The following is a 17,491-nucleotide window of genomic DNA, read 5'->3' as shown; positions in this document are numbered from 1 at the left end:
CCTTACGAAGGCGGGGACCATCCCCTCGCCTTCGCGTCATAAAATAGTGTCGAGAGATGGATTCCCGCTTTCACGGGAATGACGAAAATGAATATGCGGGTTAGCGCGTAGGCACGGGTTCCGGACCCGAATAGTCATAGAAGCCGCGCCCGGTCTTGCGGCCGTACCAGCCAGCCTCGACATATTTGACCAGCAGCGGCGCGGGGCGATATTTGGGGTCGCCGGTGGTGGTGAGGAAGACGTTGAGGATTTCCAGTGCGGTGTCGAGGCCGACGAAATCGAGCAACGTCAGCGGACCCATGGGATGGTTGAGGCCCAGTTTGCAGCCCTGATCGATATCGACCACGCTGCCCACGCCTTCGCCCAGCACGAACACCGCTTCGTTCAGCATCGGCAGCAGGATGCGGTTCACGACGAAGCCCGGCGCGTCGAAGGCATGGACGGTGGTCTTGCCGATCTTCGACGCGAAGCCTTCGACCGCCGCGACCGTTTCGGGTGTGGTGGCGAGGCCGCGAATGACCTCCACCAGCACCATCACCGGCACCGGATTGAAGAAATGGACGCCGACGAAGCGCCCGGCATCGGGCGCGGCCTGGGCCAGACGGGTGATCGGGATGGAGGAGGTGTTGGTGGCGAGGATCGCGTCATCGGCCAGGATCTTGCCGACATTGGCGAAGATGGCGCGCTTGATCTCTTCCCGCTCGGTCGCAGCCTCGATCACCAGTTGCGCATCGGCCAGCGGGGCGATGTCGCCGACCGGCGTGATTCGGGCGAGCGCGGCATCGGCGTCCGCCTGGCTGATCTTTTCCTTCTCCACCGCACGGGCGAGCAGCTTGGCGATGCCGGCCACGCCCTTTTCCGCGCGGGCAAGGTCGATGTCGGACAGGATGACGGCATAGCCGGCCTGCGCCGCGACCTGGGCGATGCCAGCGCCCATCTGTCCGGCGCCGATCACGCCCACCGTGCGAATATCCGTCATATCCTGCTCTCCATGCTTGAATGCGTCCCTTATCCCTTAACTGCGGCACCGGCGGTCGGCCAGTGGCGATGGTGCGAAGGGGCAGGAAGGACGGAATGCGCACATTCCCATCATTTCCGGCTTTGCGCGGCGCGGCGGCCATGGTTAAAAGCCCGGCATGCCCGTTTTCGATTTGATGCCAGCGCCGGCGACCGGACGCTTCCTTGCCGCCGTGCATCATTTCCCGCTGCGCATCTATTTCGAGGATACCGATCTGTCGGGTCTGGTCTATCACGCCAATTATCTACGCTATATGGAGCGCGCCCGGTCCGACATGCTGCGCATCGCCGGGATCGACCAGCGCGGCAATCATGAAGCGGGCGACGGCGTCTATGCCGTCACCGACCTCCATATCCGCTATCGCCGCCCGGCCCGGCTGGACGACGACCTGATGGTGGTCAGCCGCGTGACCGATGTGCGCGCGGCAAGCTGTTCCATTCATCAGTCAGTCATGCGCGGCGAGGAACAGTTGACCGACGCCACCGTCACCGTCGCCTGGCTGACGCCGCAGGGTCGCCCGCAGCGACAGCCCAAGGCCTGGACCGCCATTTTCACTCGCCTGCTCCAAGGGGAAGACATCCACCCATGACCCTCAACCTGCCTGCCGGCGCGATGACCGACGCCGCGACCATCTCTCCCCTCGCCCTGTTTTTGCAGGCCGACATCGTCGTCAAAGGGGTGATGATCGGCCTGTTGCTGGCCAGCATCTGGACCTGGGCCATGATCGTCGGCTTCAGCGTCACACTGCGCAAAGCGAACAAGGAAAGCCGCAAGTTCGAGGCGGATTTCTGGAAGGCGGAAGATATCGACCGCTTCTATGAATCGCGCGGCAAGACCGATTTTCCTGCTGCCAAGGTAATGGCGGCAGGCGTCGGCGAATGGCGCCGGTCGACCGCGCAGCGCGTGATCGACCGTGACGGCACGCGCGACCGCCTGTCGACCGCCATGTCGAGCGCGATCGCGGCCGAGATCGACCGGCTTTCCGACCGGCTGAACATCTTGGCGACGATCGGGTCGGTCGCGCCCTTCGTCGGCCTGTTCGGCACGGTGTGGGGCATCATGCGCGCCTTCACGTCGATCGCGGCGGAGCAGAATAGTTCGCTCGCCGTCGTGGCGCCGGGCATTGCTGAGGCGCTGTTCGCCACCGCCATCGGCCTGTTCGCGGCGATCCCGGCGGTCATCGCCTACAACCGCTTCAGCCATGGCATCAACCGGCTGGAATCAGGGCTGACGCGCTTTGCCGATGGTTTCTATTCGACGCTCAGCCGTGAGTTGGAGGCCCAACGCTGATGGCGATGTCCGGCCCTCCTTCCGGCCGTCGCGGGCGCGGGCGTGCGCCGATGGCCGACATCAATGTGACGCCGCTGGTCGACGTCATGCTGGTGCTGCTGATCATCTTCATGGTGACCGCGCCGCTGCTGGTGACGGGCGTGCCGGTGAACCTGCCCGAAACCCGCGCCAAGGGGCTGGATCAGGATGCCAAGCCGACCGTCGTGTCGATCGACCGCGACGGCGGCCTGTTCATCAACGAGGATCAGGTGAGCGATGCCGACCTGCCCGACCGCTTCGCCGAGATCGCATCGGCCCATGCCGGTCAGCCCGAGCCGCCGCAAATCTTCCTGCGCGCCGATACCGCGCTGGATTATGGCCGGGTGATGCGGGTGATGGGTGAGCTCAACCGGGCGGGCCTGAACAAGGTTTCGCTGGTCAGCACCGATGCCGGGTCCGGCGCGGGTGCGGACAGCGGCAGTTCAGAATAGGGGCCATAGGTCAGCCATATGAATCGTGCGGAAAAAATCGGCCTTGGCGTCGCGACGGTGGGACATGTCCTGCTGTTCGGGCTGCTGTCGGCCGGTTTCCTGGCCACTCCCAATCCGCTGAAGCTGAAGTCGCCGCCGATGGACGTGAACCTGGTGGACGAGGTGGCGCTGCAATCGACGGCGCCGCAAGTGTCGACCCAGCCGCCCCCGCCCAGCGTTGCGCCGGAGCAGGGACCGACGGAGGACGCCAAGCCCGCGCCCCTGCCCGAACCGGCGCCCGAGCCGGAGCCGACACCTGCGCCGCCCAAGCCGAAACCCACCCCTGCCCCGCCGCCGCCCAAGCCGGTGGTGAAGGAGCAGCCGCCCAAGCCCAGGGAAAAGCCGGCGCCGCCCAAGAAGGAGGTCGCCAAGACCCCGGCCAAGCCGAAGCCGGCACCGGAAAAACCGGCGCCCAAGGCCAAGCCCGCGCCCGAAAAGCCGGCGGCCAAGGCGAAGCCTGCGCCTGACAAGCCCAAAGCGGCGGCGAGCGCGCCAGCCAAGTCGAGCAAGAGCGATGCCAAGACGAAGGCGGATGCACCCGCGCGCGCATCCGGCCAGGGCAAGGCGGACAAGCCCAAGGGTTCGTTGCTGGGCAAGGATTTCCTGAAGGGCATCGACACCAGCTCAGATGCGCCGCGCAAGGCCGCCCCACCACCGGCCGCGGCCATGGGACCGCAGCAGAAGGCGGCGCTGGATCGGGTGATCAGCGAGCAAATCTATCCGCATCTGCGGCTGCCGTCGGGCGCGGATGTCGAGCAACTTGTGGCGTTGCTGGACGTTAAGCTGGACCAGAACGGGCGTGTTCTCGGCAAACCGACCGTCATCGACGTGCAGGGGGAGACGGCGAGCAACCGGCCGCAGGTTTCCGTGTATAAGGAGCGGGCGATCCAGGCCGTGATGGCGGCATCGCCATTCCGCAACCTGCCCCCCGAATATTATGAACAATGGAAGTGGCTCAAGCTACGAGTGGATGCGAGGAAAGCACGATGACCAAGACACTCCTTCGCCGTTTGACGCTGGCTGCCGGCATGGTCGCGGTCGCGCTGGCTGCGCCCGCCATGGCGCAATTGTCGGTCGACGTGACCGGCAATATCGACAGCAATCTGAAGATCGCGGTGCCCACCCTGCCCGCGCAGCAGGATGTCGCCACACCGGCCGGCACCGCCAGCGAACTGGGCCGCAAGATCGCCGAAGTGATCGCTTCGGACCTGAAAGGCTCCGGCCTGTTCGATCCGTCGGGGCCGGGCGGCATGCCCGCGGTCGCCTTCCCCGAGGTGACGAACCCGGTCTATGACAAATGGAATGCCTATCAGGCGCTGGTGCAGGGTTTCGTGCGCACCACCGGCGGCGAGGCGGACATTACCGTGGGCTGTTACCTGTATGACGTGGCGCTGCATCAGGAACTGACGCGGCAGGGCTATGTCGTGAGCCCACGCGACTGGCGCCGGGCCGCGCATAAATGCGCCGACGCCATCTATGCCCGCCTGTCGGGCGAAAGCCCCTTCTTCGACAGCCGCATCGCTTATATCGCCGAGAGCGGCCCCAAGGGGAATCGCGTGAAGCGGCTGGCCATCATGGACAGCGACGGCGCCAACCACCGCTTCATCACCAATGGCCAGTCGATCGCGCTGACGCCGCGTTTCTCGCCCGATTACAAGTCGATCGTCTATGTGAGCTATCTGGGCAGCCGGGTGCGCATCTATATCTATGACATCGGCACCGGGCAGCAGAAGCTGGTGACGGAAAGCAACAACACGACCTTCGCGCCGCGCTGGTCGCCCGATGGCCGCAACATTCTCTTCTCGATGGCGGTTGCCGGCAATACCGATATCTATCGCGTGTCGGCCAATGGCGGCGCGCCGGTGCGGCTGACGACATCGCCCGGCATCGACGTGGGCGGCAGCTATTCGCCGGATGGCCGGCAGATCGTGTTCGAAAGCGACCGGTCGGGCGGGCAGCAAATCTATGTCATGAACGCCGACGGTTCCAACCAGCGGCGGATCAGCCATGGCGGCGGCCGCTATGCGACGCCCGAATGGAGCCCGCGCGGCGACCTGATCGCCTTCACCAAGCTGTCGGGCGACTTCAAGGTGGCAGTGATGACGCCCAGCGGCGACAATGAGCGCATCCTGACCAATGGCTGGCAGGATGAACAGCCGACCTGGTCGCCCAATGGCCGTGTGCTGCAATTCTTCCGTACGACGCCCGGCAAGCAGGGCAGCAGCCAGGTGTGGCAGGTCGATCTGACGGGCGTGAACGAACGACGCATCCCGACGCCGCTGAGCGGTTCCGACCCGGCCTGGGGGCCATTGTTGCCCTGACCGCTACGGAACCTAATCGTCTTGACAGCGTAACGAAACTCACGGACCCTGTCCCCGTTCCTACCAGCGGCTGACAGCGCAAAAAGGAGACCCCGATGAAATTGTCCCGGACCGTGGTCATGGCCACCGCCATCATCGCGCTTGCCGCCTGCTCGAAAAAGCCGCCGGCCGAACTTCCCCCCGCCCCCGGCGGCACCAGCGGTACGACCGTGCCCAGCGGCCCCACCGGGCAGACCGGTCCGCGCAAGGGCAGCCAGGAGGATTTCGTGGCCTCCGTCTCGTCCGACCGCATCTTCTTTGGCCTGGACCAATATGATGTCGATGCCGAGGATCAGGCGACGTTGCAGAGCCAGGCCGCCTGGTTGCAGCAGAACCCGTCGGTCCGCGTGACGATCGAAGGCCATGCCGACGAACGCGGCACCCGCGACTATAATATCGCGCTGGGCGAACGCCGCGCCAATGCAGCCAAGAATTACCTCGCCTCGCTGGGGATCGACGCGGGCCGGATCACCACCGTCAGCTATGGCAAGGAACGGCCGGCGGCGCTGGGATCGGACGAAGCCAGTTGGGCGCAGAATCGCCGCGCGGTGACTGTCACCATCCAATATTGAGGGCTTCGCGCCTTTGATGACGAAAAAGCCCGCCGGTCGCGTGACCGGCGGGCTTTTTCGTGGGCGCCAACAAAGAAGCTGACAATCCGCCCAAACTGGCCGATAGCATTTCCTATATATGGGACGCACCACCAAGCCGGTGCGATCAGGGTAGGACAAGATGCAGGACGGCGACGAAAAGCAGGAAACGGTGAAGGGTACGCAGACGCTGATGCGCGCGCTCGACATCATGGACGAGGTGATTGACGGACCGATCCGCGCCGCCGATCTGGCGCGCAAGCTGGGCATGAGCAAGACGACGGCGCACCGGCTGGTGCAGGCGCTGAAATCGCGCAGCTATCTGTCGGTGACGCGGGATGGTTTCGCGCTCGGCCCCAAGCTGTTGCAGCTGGGCGTGCTGGCGACCGAGCAGATCGATTATGTGCGGGTGGCCCGCCCCTTCATGGAGTTGTTGTCCGAACGTACCGGCTTCTGCGTGTTCATCGGCAAGCGCGAGGGCGACTGGTCGCGCCATCTGGATCGGGTGACGGGCACGCAGCGGCTCCGCGTCGCGACCGCGCCGGGCGACCGGCGGCCGATCGCCGAGACGGGTCTGGGCAAGGCGCTGTTGCTGGACGAGGAAGAAGGTACGTGGGAACGCCTCTATGTCGAGGCGAAAAATGGCAAGGCCAGCGCGCCGCAAATTGCCGCCTATGTCGAGGAAATGCGTGCGCACAAGGCGCAAGGCGAGGTGCTGCATGACAGCGAACTGGGCGATGGCGTGCGGTCGATCGCGGTGCCGGTGCGCGATGCCAAGGGGCAGATCTGCGTCGCCATATCGATTGCCAGCGCAGCCCATTATCTGACCGACGATGTCCGCCCGGCGCTGGCCGAGCAGGTGATGCGATCGGCCGAGCAGATCAGCGCCGCCGTAGGCTATAGCGGGCCGCGCTGAATAGGATTTGTCGCGCTTAGCTTCGCATATTTCCCGCGCATTTCGACATTTTCGATCAAATGTTGGATATTATCTTACCCGGCCTGATATCCTGTCCGGCACCATAAGCCGCGTGTGCCGGGTAGGACAGAATCCCCAAACAATGAGGGCGCGGACCAGTTGCCTGACCGCGCCCTCCAGTTGGGGGGAGAAAGGAATTACATCCGGTAGGTCACGCCGAAGGTGAAGGTGCGGCCGATCCGGGTTTCGAACAAAGTGTCCTGACGCTGGCTGTCGATATAGAGGCGGTTCTGCTCGTCGGTCAGGTTGGTCGCCTCCACGATGATCTTCAGCCGGTCGGTGACATTGTAGCTGGCCGAGGCGTCCATGTAGAAGGTCTTGGCGTTGCCCTGAAGGTCGCTGCCGGGCGAAGCCGGGATGCCGCGGATGAACTGGTCGCGGAAGTTGCCGGTCGTGCGGATGGAGAACTTATCATCCTCATAATAGAGCGTGGCCGACGCGGTGTTGGGCGACAGGCCGACAAGGTCCGCCGTGGTGGTCACGGTCGGCGTGCCGTTCACGCTGGCGAGGATGTAGTTAATCTTCGAGGTGACATGGGTGTAGTTGGCCAGAACACCGAAATTGCTCAGGAACCCGTCGAAGAAGGTGAAGGGAATCTGGGCGTTCAGCTCGATGCCCTTCAGCTTGCCGCCCGGCGTGTTGAACGGTTGCGACACGGTGAACAGTTCCTCCGGCGAGGTATTGCTGTTTTCCAGCAGCGCAACAGGCAGACCCAGCTGATTGAAGGGAATCTGGCTGTTCACATTCTGGATGAAGCTCTTGATATCCTTGTAGAAGAAGGCAGCCGAGAGCAGCGAACCGGGGCGGAAATACCATTCCAGGGCGACGTCGAAGGTGGTTGCGCGGATCGGGTCCAGGAACGGGTTGTTGATGTTGCCGACGCGCGTGACGGGATTGACGCCGCTGGTGGGGGTCAGCAGGCCGAGTTCCGGGCGGGCCAGAACCTTTGCGCCGGAGAAGCGGACAAGGAGGTTGTCGATCGGTTCGATCACGATATTGGCCGAGGGCAGCCAGTCGTCATAGCTGTTCTTCGCGGCGGCATATTGGCCGGTCAGGCCGGTCGGCGAACTGGCGGCGGCCACCGCGATATAGCCCGAAGAGGACATGTCCGTCTTGACGTAACGCACGCCGACATCGCCGCGTACGCCGAAGCCGATTGCGTTTTCGAGGTCGAAATTGGCCATGAGATAGCCGCTCATCACCTCTTCACGGACCCGGCTGCGGCCACCGCCACATTCCACCCCGCAATAGCGGACATCGTCGAAGCCGAAGGTGCTGGCCCATTTCGCCGGGTCGATCGCCACCCAGCTGGACGGGGCGCCATTGCCCCACAGCTTGTCCACGCCGCTGATGGTGGTGGTAATGTCGGCCAGGGTGGTGCCGGCCGGCAGATCGCGCACGACGGTGTCGGCATTATAGGGGCGCAGGAAGGTGGAGAGGAAGTCGCTGCGCCGATATTGCGCGCCGCCGCGGATGGTGACGGCGTCGCTGACCGTCCATTTCAGGTTCGTTTCGGCGGTCATGTTGTCGGTGGTGTTCTTCGACGGCTTGCCCTGGAAGCTGAAGCCGCCACGCACCGTGCCGTTGACGGTCGGCGCGTAGGCGAAGCTGGCGGGATTGTTGACGTCGACGCCGAAGCCCAGCTTGGGCGTCGAGCCGCCATCGCGATAATCGATCGAGAAACCGTCGGTGTCGATGGCATCCATGAAGGTCTGAAGGCGGCTCTTGCCGTCCCAAACCGACTGGTTGAAGCCGACGATGCCGCTGACTTCGAGGCTGTCGTTCAACTGGCGCTTATAGTTGATATTGGCCTGCTTGAAGGTCGAGACGAAGTGATCGACCAGCCCTTCGGACCGGACGTCGACGCCGTCGAACAGGCCATAGACCAGCGAACCATTGTCATCGAACTCAATGTCCCGCACCGACGTCATCGGCTGGCCGAGGTTGGAGGCGTTGCGGGCGAAGGAGACGGCCGCGATATAATTGTCGCGACGGGTCACTTCGAACCGCGAATAGAGGAAATCGACCGAGATGTCGGTTTCATCGTCGGGCTGGAACTGAAGCGTCAGCGAACCGCCGATGCGTTCCTGCTTCTGCTGGCTGTTGAGGTAACGCGGCAGGCGCGGCAGGAAGGCGCCGCTGCCCGCAACGCCCGGCAGATCGTCCCGGCGCAGATCCTGGATCGTCTGATAGGCGGCGGCATCGCTGGTGCGCGGATTGCCGGTGCTGCAATTTTCGGCGGTCACGCCCCGTGTTTCAAGCTGCGCAGCCGTCTGGCCGGCGGTGTTGATCGGCGCGCCCAGCGGCGAGCAGAAGCCGCCATTGGTGTTGGCCGACAGGATATCCACCGCCGAATAGCCGACTTCGCGCAGGTTGCGCTTCTGATAGGCGACCGAGCCGAGGATGCCGAAGCCGCTGTCGCCGAACTTCTTGGAAATGAGCAGCGAAGCGCGCGGATCGGCCTTTTTCGACAGCTCATTATAGACGCCGCGCATCGTGGCGGCGAGGACGAAGTCCTCCTTCTGGTCCATCGGCTTGGGCGCGGAAAGGTCGACGGTGGCGCCGAGCGAGCCTTCCTCGACATCGGCCGAGGTGGTCTTGCGCACCGAGAGGGCCGAGAAGATTTCGGTCGGGAAGACGTTGAAGTCGAAGCTGCGGCCATTATTGCCCGCGCCATAGATATCCGACGAGCCGGTCTGCGACGTGCCTTCCATGCCGTTGATGCGGACGCGGGTGAAGCCGGCGCCAAGACCACGGACCGAGATATTGCGGCCTTCGCCGCCGTCGCCACGGGCCAGCGCGATACCAGGCACGCGCTGCATCGATTCAGCCAGGTTGGAGTCGGGGAATTTACCGATATCCTCCGCCACGATCGAATCGACGGCGGCGGCCTCGTTACGCTTCATGCCGAGCGCGCTGTTGAGCGAAGCGCGGAAGCCGGTGACGACGATATCGGCCGTTGCCTGATCGGCGGGCTGATCCGCTTGCGGCGTGGGCGGGGCGGCGGCAGGTTGATCCTGCGCCAGTGCCGGTGCGGCGACCAGGAGGGTAGAGGCGATCGCGAGGGCCGAACTGCGGCGAGCGAACGCGGAACGCAAAGACATCATATATCCTCCCCTATGCACGGTCGCCCCCGCATCGGGTGGCGGCCTGAATGTTCCACTATGTGAACTCTTGTGTCATCCTATAACGCTGGCCGGACAATTGCCAGAAAAATCATCATGTGATTTTCGATTTCACAATGTGGATCATTTTTAGGGGGTCCGGCTGTGGTGCGTTCCGCCATTGCTGATATCCCACTCGGCGGCAGATTGCCGATTGGCCTTGCCCGGACGGCTGGTGTCGGGAGGTCCGCTATCATGAACGAGATTATTTATCCCTCTATATGGACAATGGGATTATTTAGAGGGAATATAGATCGACACGCCCCTGCACGGGCGGTTGATCTGAGGGGAGCGCTGCGACTCCGTGGCGCTCCCCTTATTTTTGCCTCTTTCGGATTGTCCTGATGCCGATCGCCCCCGCCCTTGCGCTGATGCTGACCGCCGCGTCGCTGCCTGCGACGCAGAGCTTCGACCTGCGCCCTCAGTCGGCCGAGCGGCAGCGCCTGTATGAGAAAGGCGGCCATGGCATGGAGCCGGGCGGCGACGCGCAGGCTTTCCTGTTTTCCGTGGCACTGCCCGAAGGCGACTATCGGGTGACGGTGCGGCTGGGCGACCGGCGCCAGGCAGGCAACATGACGGTCAAGGCCGAGGCCCGGCGGCTGATGCTGAACCATGTCATCACCCGCCGGGGCGAGACGATCGAGCATAGTTTCCTGGTCAATATCCGTACCCCGGCACTGGCCCCGCCGCCCGCCAATGCGCCGGGCGGCGACAAGGTGCGGATCGATGCGCGGGATGCGCAGGAATATACGTGGGACGAGAAGCTGACGCTGGAATTTCTGGGCCGGCCGACGGTCCAATCGGTGCGGATCGAACCGGTGACGGCGCCGACCGTCTTTCTGGCCGGCGATTCGACCGTGACAGACCAATATGCCGAGCCGGCGGCGAGTTGGGGCCAGATGCTGCCCGCGATGCTGGACGACAAGATCGTGGTGGCCAATCATGCCAAGTCGGGCGCGACACTGAAATCCTTCCTGACCGACCTGCGATTCGACAAGCTTCTGTCGGGGATGAAGCCGGGCGACTGGCTGTTCATCCAGTTCGGCCATAATGACCAGAAGGCGGAATGGCCGCAAACCTATGCCGATCCGGCGACGACCTATCCCGCCTATCTGCGCGCCTACATGGCCGAAGCGCGGCGGCGCGGGGCGCATCCGGTGCTGGTGACATCCCCCGAACGGCGCAATTTCGATGCGCAGGGGAAGATCAGCGACACGCTGGGCGCCTATGCGGCGGCGGTACGCAAGGTCGCCACGGAGGATGGCGTGCCGCTGATCGACCTGAATGCCGATAGCCGGGCCATTTATGAAGCGCTGGGGCCGGAAGTGGCGCCGACCGCCTTCAACGATGGCGGCAGGGACAAGACGCATCATGACAATTATGGCGCCTGGCTGATGGCCAGCGCGGTGGCGGAACGGATCAGGGCGCAGGTGCCGGATCTGGCGGCGCATGTGACGATGCCGGCTTTCGTGCCCGATCGGCCGCCAGCCGCCAGCGCCGTAGCCATTGCCCCCAGTCTGATCCGAAGCGACCAGCGGCCGGCAGGCAATTGATGCGGATGAGTCGCCGCGATGTAGCGATAGGGCTGGCGCTGGCCGCCCTGCCCTTTCCGGTCCATGCCGCACGTCGGCAGGATGTGCGCGACTTCGGGGCGCGCGGCGATGGCGTGGCGATCGATAGCGACGCGATCAATGCGGCGATCGCGGCGGCGTCCCGCGCTGGGGGTGGCACGGTGATCCTGCCGCGCGGGCGCTATCTGTGCTTTTCGATCCGCTTGCAGAGTCGGGTCACGCTGTTGCTGAGCGAGGGTGCGGTGATCGAGGCGGCCGATCCGGCGCGCCATGCCGGACGCTATGACCTGCCCGAAGCGGGGATCGAGCAGCTTTATCAGGATTTCGGCCATAGCCATTGGCACAACAGCCTGATCTGGGGCGAGGATGTGGAGCAGGTAGCGATCATCGGGCCGGGGCTGATCCACGGGATCGGCCTGACCCGCGATGGGCCGGGCGCGCGCTGGAAGAAACAGGCGGGCGAGCGGCCCTTGTCGATGCAGGGGATGAGCGCGGCGGAGATCGGCCATCTGGAACCGGATGCCGCCGCGATGCAGGGACTGGGCAACAAGGCGATCGCGCTGAAAAATGGGCGCGACATCAGATTGTCGGGCTTTACGATCCTGAAAGGCGGGCATTTCGCGATCCTGGCGACGGGCACGCGCGACCTGCGGATCGACGGGCTGACCATCGACACGGAGCGCGACGGCATCGACCTGGATTGCGTGCGCGACGTGCTGGTGGAGCGTTGCCGGGTCAATTCGCCCAATGATGATGGGATCGTGGTCAAGAGCAGCCATGCGCTGGGCCGGGCCATCGCGGCGGAGAATATCCTGATCCGCGACTGCGACGTGTCGGGCTATGACATGGGGTCGCTGATCGACGGGACGAAGCGCATGACCCAGGAGATCGCGCCGGACCGGGACCGGGTGACGGGCCGTATCAAGCTCGGCACCGAGAGCAATGGCGGATATCGCAATGTGCGGATCGAGGATTGCCGCTTCACCCGCTGCCGTGGGCTGGCGCTGGAGACGGTGGACGGCGGGGTGATGGAGCATGTCGTCGCGCGCGGCCTGACCATGCGGGACGTGACGACCGCGCCGCTGTTCCTGCGGCTGGGCGACCGGCGGCGCGGGCCGGAGGGGACGGGCATCGGCGCGATCAGGGACGTGAGGATCAGCGAAGTGGATGCGCGCGGGATAGACCATCGCTTTCCCGCCGCGATCGCCGGGCTGCCGGGCCATCCGATCCGGGACATAACCCTGCGCGACGTGCATCTGGCCTATCGCGGTGGCGGAACGGCGGCGGATGCGGCGCGGGTGCCGGCGGAACTGGCCGACGCCTATCCCGAACCCAGCATGTTCGGCGTACTGCCGGGCTGGGCATTGTGGGCGCGGCATGCGGAGGGGCTGACGATCGACCGGCTGACCGCCGAGACGATGACGGCAGACCAACGACCGCCCCTTGTGCTGGAGGATGTGCAGCGCTTTTCGGTGCGGAACACGCCGCTCTGGCGTTGACGAACATATGGGACAGTGTTACCAAATATAGGTAGAACGTTCCACAATATGGTTTAACGACCGGGAGCGAGGGGAGAGAATATGTCCATCCATGCCTTCAAGATGCAGCTAAAGCCCGGCGTGGTGGACGAATATCGCAAGCGGCATGACGAAATCTGGCCGGAACTGTCCGCCCTGCTGACGGAAGCGGGCATTTACGACTATTCGATCTTTCTGGACGAAGAGACGCTGAGCCTGTTCGCGGTGCTGAAGCTGCGCGAGGATAATAGCCGCGACACGCTGCCCGGCCATCCGGTGATGCAGCGCTGGTGGGACTATATGGCGCCGCTGATGGAGGTGCAGCCCGGCAACCAGCCGAAGGAATGGCCGCTCCCCCTGCTGTTCCACATGGATTGAGCCGATGCGCGCGTTCATGCCAGCCCTGCTGATCGCCACTGCCCTCGCCACCCCGGCGCTGGCGCAGCAGGCGAAGCCTACCGCCAATCTGGCTGCTCCGGTCAAGACATTCGGCCGTGTGTCCTATGACGCCCGGTCGCTGATGATCGATGGCAAGCGGCTGGTGGTGTGGGGCGGGGAATTCCACCCCTTCCGCCTGCCCTCCCCCGATCTATGGCGCGATATCCTGCAAAAGATGAAGGCGAGCGGGTTCAACACGGTCGCCCTCTATTTCGACTGGGGCTATCACAGCCCGAAACAGGGCGTGTACGACTTTAGCGGTATCCGCGACATCGACCGGCTGCTGACCATGGCGGAGGAAGAAGGCCTCTATGTCATCACCCGCGCGGGCCCCTATGTGAATGCGGAACTGTCGCGCGGCGGCTTTCCCGGCTGGCTGGTCAACCAGCGCGCCCGCGCCCGGACCGACGATCCGGCCTATCTGGCGGCGGTGGACGAGTGGCTGACGCATATCCATGCGATCGTGGCGAAGCATCAGATCAACGCCGATCCCAAACGCACATATGGCGTCATCCTGCACCAGATCGAAAATGAGCTGGCGCTGACCACGCCGGCGCAGCGGCGCTATATGGACCATCTCTATGCCAAGGCGCGGGCCGACGGCATCACCGTGCCGCTGTTCCACAATGATCAGGGGCGCAACGGCTACTGGACGCCGGACAGCAGCAAGATCGACAAGGTCGTGACCGGCCCCAACGACATGTATGCGTTTGACGGCTATCCCGGCGGCACCTGTACGGTGGAGGGCAAGCCGACCCGCGACGTGGCCGCGCCCGACTGGGGCTATTATGGTCCGGGCGGGGCGAAGGGGGGTGCGTCCGCCTCCCCTGACACGCCCGGATTTCTGGCAGAGTTCGGTGGCGGCTGGTTCGATTATTGGGGATCGAACGGCGGCTATGAGTGCAACGCGATCCAGCGCGGCAAGCGGTTCCAGCGGGTCTTCTATGGCACCAATCTGGCCAACGGGATCGGCATCCAGAGCTTCTACATGACCTATGGCGGCACAAGCTGGGGCTGGTTGCCTGCGCCGGTGGTGTTCACCAGCTATGATTATGGGTCGGCCATTTCCGAGCCGCGCGAATTGCGCGAGAAGGCGGCGGAGATGAAGCAACTGGGCGGACTGATCGCGTCCGTCCCCGATCTGGCGGGGATGGTCCCGGCCGGGCCGGTGGCGATTTCATCGCCCGATATCCAGATCTATCACAATAAGAGCCCGGAGACGGACGCGCGCTTCCTGATGGTGACGCACAAGCCGTCCAACGGGCAGACGAACGATGCTTTCCGCTTCACTGCCGACCTGCCCGACGGGCGCTACACTGTGCCGATGCAGTTGAACGGCTTCGACGCGAAATGGCTGGTCGCGGGCGTGAAGCTGAACGGGCAGCGGCTGGTCTATTCGACGTCCGAACTGCAATCGTCGCAGGATGGCGTGATGCTGCTTTATGGCCGGGCGGGGGAGCCGGGCGAGACGGTGCTGCGCTATGCCTCCGCACCGACGGTGACGGTGCTGGAGGGTCAGGCGACCAGCGCGTTCGACGCGGCAAAGGGCGATTTGAAGATCGATTACGCCCATCAGGGCCGCGTTGTGCTGCGGATCGAGGGTGGCGGGCGACCGGCGCTGACGCTGATTCTGGCGGATGAAGCCGAGGGTGCGCTCTACTGGCGGCAGGGCGATGCGCTGGTGCGCGGGCCGGCGCTGGTACGCAGCGCGACGGTCAAAGGCGGCACGCTGGCGCTGACCGGAGACATGGCGGCGCAAGGTCCGCTGGAAGTCTGGGCGCCGGGAGCCGTGCGATCCCTGACCTGGAATGGCGCGGCGATCGCGACGAAGGCGGGCGGCGCGGGCCATCTGGTTGCCGTCAAGCCGCTGGCCGGGCCGGCGGACATTGCCCTGCCCGTCCTGACCGACTGGCGCATGGCGAAGGGATCGCCGGAAACCGATCCGGCCTTTGACGACAGCAAATGGCAGGCGATCGACCAGCGCCCCTATGCCAGCACCACCGCGCGGCCGGACGGACAGCCCAATATGAGCATGGACGCCTATGGCTTTCATGATGGCGATGTCTGGTATCGCGGGCGCTTCACCGGGACGCCGGACGCCAGGGCGCTGTCGCTTTATTATGGTGCGGGCGGCGCGGGGTTGGTGCAGGCCTTTGTCGACGGGCAGTTTGTGGGCGAGGCGGAAACGCCCAGCGGCCTGCCGCGCCCCATCACGACCGGCACGGCGCGCTTCCCCCTGCCCGCAGCGGCGCAGAGCGGGGAGCATATGCTCTCCGTCATGGTCCGCAACAATGGCCATAATTGGGATCTGGACAGCGACGATTTCCACAAGGAAGCGCGCGGACTGATCTCTGCATCGCTGGAGGGCGGGCCGAGCGGCCGCAGCTTCGCGGTGCCGATCCAGTGGAAGATTCAGGGCAAGCAGGGTGGCGAAACCCTGCCCGATCCGGCGCGCGGCCCGGCCAACAATGGCGGCCAATATGGCGAGCGGATGGGCTGGCACCTGCCGGGCTTCGATGACCGGAGCTGGGCCAAGGCCAGCGTGCCGACGACGCAGGCCGATGCGGGGACGAACTGGTATCGCACCAGCTTTGCGCTGAACGTGCCCAAGGGGCAGGATGCCACCATTGGCCTGAGCTTCGGCGATGCGAGCAAGCCGCGATCGCCGGTCCGTTACCGCGTGCTGATCTTCGTCAATGGCTGGAATATGGGGCAGTTCGTCGCCCATGTCGGGCCGCAACGCACCTTCCCCATTCCCGAAGGCATCCTGAACCACAGGGGCCGCAATCATGTCGCGCTGGCGGTCACGTCCGACGGCGCGCCCGGCGATGCGCTCGAAACCGTGCGCCTCGTCACCCTGCATAATGTGAAAGGCGGTCTGCCAGTGCAGATGGTTACCGCCCCCTCTGCACCTTCAGACCTCAAGGAGTAAATTAGTGGCCGCTCTCAATCATGATGTCCCGCGCGGCGCGGTGGTGGAAGCCATCGACCGGCTGATGGACAATCTGGTCAATATCAAGGACGAGACGGGCGAATTCCTGCTGCATCTGGAAGACGGCCGCATCATCGACACCAAGGGATGGGCCGGATGGGAATGGACCCATGGCGTCGGCCTGTTCGGCATGTGGCGCTATTATGAGCAGACCGGCGACCAGAAGGCGCTGACGATCATCAAACAATGGTTCGAGGATCGTTTTGCCGAAGGCACGCCGACCAAGAATATCAACACCATGGCCCCGTTCATCACGCTGGCCTATCTGTACGAGCATGAGCCGGACCCGCGCTACATCCCCTATCTGGATATCTGGGCCGAATGGCTGATGGCGCCGGACGGCCTGCCCAAGACCGAAGAGGGCGGGTTCCAGCATATCGTCTATAATGATGTGAATCCCGGCGAGATGTGGGACGACACACTGATGATGTCGGTGCTGCCGCTGGCCAAGATCGGCCTGCTGCTGAACCGCCCGGCTTATATCGAGGAAGCCAAAAGGCAGTTCCTGGTCCATATCAAATATCTGTTCGATACGAAGACGGGCTTGTGGTTCCATGGCTGGGACTTTAACGGTCGGCATAATTTTGCCGAGGCGCTGTGGGCGCGCGGCAATTGCTGGGTGACGATCGCCATTCCGGAAATCATCGAGATACTGGACCTGCCGGAAGGCGATTTCTTCCGCACTTTCCTGATCGACACGTTGGCGGCGCAAGTGAAGACGCTGGCCGAGACGCAGGATGCGGACACCGGCCTGTGGCATACGCTGATCGTCGACCCGACCAGCTATCTGGAAGCATCCGCCACCGCCGGTTTTGCCTATGGTATCCTCAAGGCGGTGCGGAAGGGCTATCTTCCGCGCCATTATGAAGATGTCGGGATCAAGGCCGTGCGTGGCGTGCTGGCCAATATCGACGCGGCGGGCGAGTTGCAGCAGGTGAGCTTTGGCACCGCGATGGGCGACACCCAGCAATTCTACAAGGATATTGCGCTGACCTCCATGCCCTATGGCCAGAGCCTGGCCATCTGTGCGTTGGGCGAATTCCTGCGCACCTATATCTGAGACGGG

At 64.2% G+C, this 17,491-nt stretch carries 14 protein-coding genes; 12 read left to right on the top strand and 2 right to left on the bottom strand.

Features of this window, described 5'->3' with window-relative positions:
• Nucleotides 1-100 precede the first annotated feature (100 nt).
• Nucleotides 101-979 (bottom strand): 3-hydroxybutyryl-CoA dehydrogenase, encoded by an 879-nt coding sequence (locus BMX92_RS17730; protein ID WP_093018943.1) that lies wholly within the window; start codon nucleotides 977-979, stop codon nucleotides 101-103.
• A gap of 157 nt (nucleotides 980-1,136) precedes the next feature.
• Here BMX92_RS17730 and BMX92_RS17725 point away from each other — a divergent pair, with 157 nt between their 5' ends.
• From BMX92_RS17725 to BMX92_RS17695, 7 genes are all read left to right on the top strand, one after another.
• Entirely contained in the window at nucleotides 1,137-1,607 is a 471-nt protein-coding gene (locus BMX92_RS17725; RefSeq protein ID WP_093018941.1) for a YbgC/FadM family acyl-CoA thioesterase, read from the top strand.
• Nucleotides 1,604-2,308 carry a protein TolQ gene (tolQ, locus tag BMX92_RS17720; RefSeq protein WP_093018939.1) on the top strand — a complete coding sequence of 235 codons (705 nt, stop codon included), beginning with the start codon at nucleotides 1,604-1,606 and terminating at the stop codon, nucleotides 2,306-2,308. The genes BMX92_RS17725 and tolQ overlap by 4 nt, the downstream gene beginning before the upstream one ends.
• Nucleotides 2,308-2,778 (top strand): protein TolR, encoded by a 471-nt coding sequence (gene tolR, locus BMX92_RS17715; RefSeq protein ID WP_093018937.1) that lies wholly within the window; start codon nucleotides 2,308-2,310, stop codon nucleotides 2,776-2,778. The genes tolQ and tolR overlap by 1 nt, the downstream gene beginning before the upstream one ends.
• An 18-nt stretch (nucleotides 2,779-2,796) precedes the next feature.
• Nucleotides 2,797-3,807: a cell envelope biogenesis protein TolA gene (locus BMX92_RS17710; RefSeq protein WP_093018935.1), complete on the top strand. Its 1,011-nt coding sequence runs from the start codon at nucleotides 2,797-2,799 to the stop codon at nucleotides 3,805-3,807.
• Complete coding sequence (tolB, locus tag BMX92_RS17705) at nucleotides 3,804-5,138, top strand: Tol-Pal system beta propeller repeat protein TolB (protein WP_093018933.1); 1,335 nt, start codon at nucleotides 3,804-3,806, stop codon at nucleotides 5,136-5,138. Before BMX92_RS17710 ends, tolB begins: the two co-directional genes overlap by 4 nt.
• Nucleotides 5,139-5,233: 95 nt before the next feature.
• On the top strand, nucleotides 5,234-5,749 hold the full coding sequence (gene pal / locus BMX92_RS17700; protein WP_093018931.1) for a peptidoglycan-associated lipoprotein Pal: 516 nt from the start codon (nucleotides 5,234-5,236) through the stop codon (nucleotides 5,747-5,749).
• Between the two features lie 160 nt (nucleotides 5,750-5,909).
• On the top strand, nucleotides 5,910-6,683 hold the full coding sequence (locus BMX92_RS17695; protein ID WP_093018929.1) for an IclR family transcriptional regulator: 774 nt from the start codon (nucleotides 5,910-5,912) through the stop codon (nucleotides 6,681-6,683).
• 197 nt (nucleotides 6,684-6,880) lie between these two features.
• On the opposite strand, the gene BMX92_RS17690 is transcribed toward BMX92_RS17695, so the two are convergent.
• A complete protein-coding gene (locus BMX92_RS17690; protein WP_093018927.1) occupies nucleotides 6,881-9,850 on the bottom strand; it encodes a TonB-dependent receptor in 2,970 nt (989 codons plus the stop codon).
• A gap of 401 nt (nucleotides 9,851-10,251) precedes the next feature.
• Here BMX92_RS17690 and BMX92_RS17685 point away from each other — a divergent pair, with 401 nt between their 5' ends.
• From BMX92_RS17685 to BMX92_RS17665, 5 genes are all read left to right on the top strand, one after another.
• On the top strand, nucleotides 10,252-11,460 hold the full coding sequence (locus BMX92_RS17685; protein WP_093018925.1) for a rhamnogalacturonan acetylesterase: 1,209 nt from the start codon (nucleotides 10,252-10,254) through the stop codon (nucleotides 11,458-11,460).
• A gap of 5 nt (nucleotides 11,461-11,465) precedes the next feature.
• Entirely contained in the window at nucleotides 11,466-12,977 is a 1,512-nt protein-coding gene (locus BMX92_RS17680; RefSeq protein WP_093019079.1) for a rhamnogalacturonidase, read from the top strand.
• 81 nt (nucleotides 12,978-13,058) lie between these two features.
• Nucleotides 13,059-13,373, top strand: a complete 315-nt coding sequence (locus BMX92_RS17675) for an L-rhamnose mutarotase (protein ID WP_093018923.1) — start codon at nucleotides 13,059-13,061, stop codon at nucleotides 13,371-13,373.
• Between the two features lie 4 nt (nucleotides 13,374-13,377).
• Nucleotides 13,378-16,365 (top strand): glycoside hydrolase family 35 protein, encoded by a 2,988-nt coding sequence (locus BMX92_RS17670; protein WP_093018921.1) that lies wholly within the window; start codon nucleotides 13,378-13,380, stop codon nucleotides 16,363-16,365.
• A 4-nt stretch (nucleotides 16,366-16,369) separates the two neighbouring features.
• Nucleotides 16,370-17,485 (top strand): beta-galactosidase BglB, encoded by a 1,116-nt coding sequence (locus BMX92_RS17665; protein WP_093018919.1) that lies wholly within the window; start codon nucleotides 16,370-16,372, stop codon nucleotides 17,483-17,485.
• Nucleotides 17,486-17,491: the final 6 nt, after the last annotated feature.

The sequence above is a fragment of the Sphingobium sp. YR768 genome (assembly GCF_900111125.1).
Lineage (GTDB): Bacteria > Pseudomonadota > Alphaproteobacteria > Sphingomonadales > Sphingomonadaceae > Sphingobium.
This window is presented reverse-complemented; position numbering and strand designations above follow the sequence as displayed.

Bases quoted from the DNA above. Each gene is read 5' to 3' on its own strand.
- BMX92_RS17685 (WP_093018925.1), top strand. From the start codon at position 10,252: ATGCCGATCGCCCCCGCCCTTGCGCTGATGCTGACCGCCGCGTCGCTG.
- BMX92_RS17675 (WP_093018923.1), top strand. From the start codon at position 13,059: ATGTCCATCCATGCCTTCAAGATGCAGCTAAAGCCCGGCGTGGTGGAC.
- tolR (WP_093018937.1), top strand. From the start codon at position 2,308: ATGGCGATGTCCGGCCCTCCTTCCGGCCGTCGCGGGCGCGGGCGTGCG.
- tolQ (WP_093018939.1), top strand. From the start codon at position 1,604: ATGACCCTCAACCTGCCTGCCGGCGCGATGACCGACGCCGCGACCATC.
- BMX92_RS17695 (WP_093018929.1), top strand. From the start codon at position 5,910: ATGCAGGACGGCGACGAAAAGCAGGAAACGGTGAAGGGTACGCAGACG.
- pal (WP_093018931.1), top strand. From the start codon at position 5,234: ATGAAATTGTCCCGGACCGTGGTCATGGCCACCGCCATCATCGCGCTT.
- tolB (WP_093018933.1), top strand. From the start codon at position 3,804: ATGACCAAGACACTCCTTCGCCGTTTGACGCTGGCTGCCGGCATGGTC.
- BMX92_RS17670 (WP_093018921.1), top strand. From the start codon at position 13,378: ATGCGCGCGTTCATGCCAGCCCTGCTGATCGCCACTGCCCTCGCCACC.
- BMX92_RS17690 (WP_093018927.1), bottom strand. From the start codon at position 9,850: ATGATGTCTTTGCGTTCCGCGTTCGCTCGCCGCAGTTCGGCCCTCGCG.
- BMX92_RS17730 (WP_093018943.1), bottom strand. From the start codon at position 979: ATGACGGATATTCGCACGGTGGGCGTGATCGGCGCCGGACAGATGGGC.
- BMX92_RS17725 (WP_093018941.1), top strand. From the start codon at position 1,137: ATGCCCGTTTTCGATTTGATGCCAGCGCCGGCGACCGGACGCTTCCTT.
- BMX92_RS17710 (WP_093018935.1), top strand. From the start codon at position 2,797: ATGAATCGTGCGGAAAAAATCGGCCTTGGCGTCGCGACGGTGGGACAT.
- BMX92_RS17680 (WP_093019079.1), top strand. From the start codon at position 11,466: ATGAGTCGCCGCGATGTAGCGATAGGGCTGGCGCTGGCCGCCCTGCCC.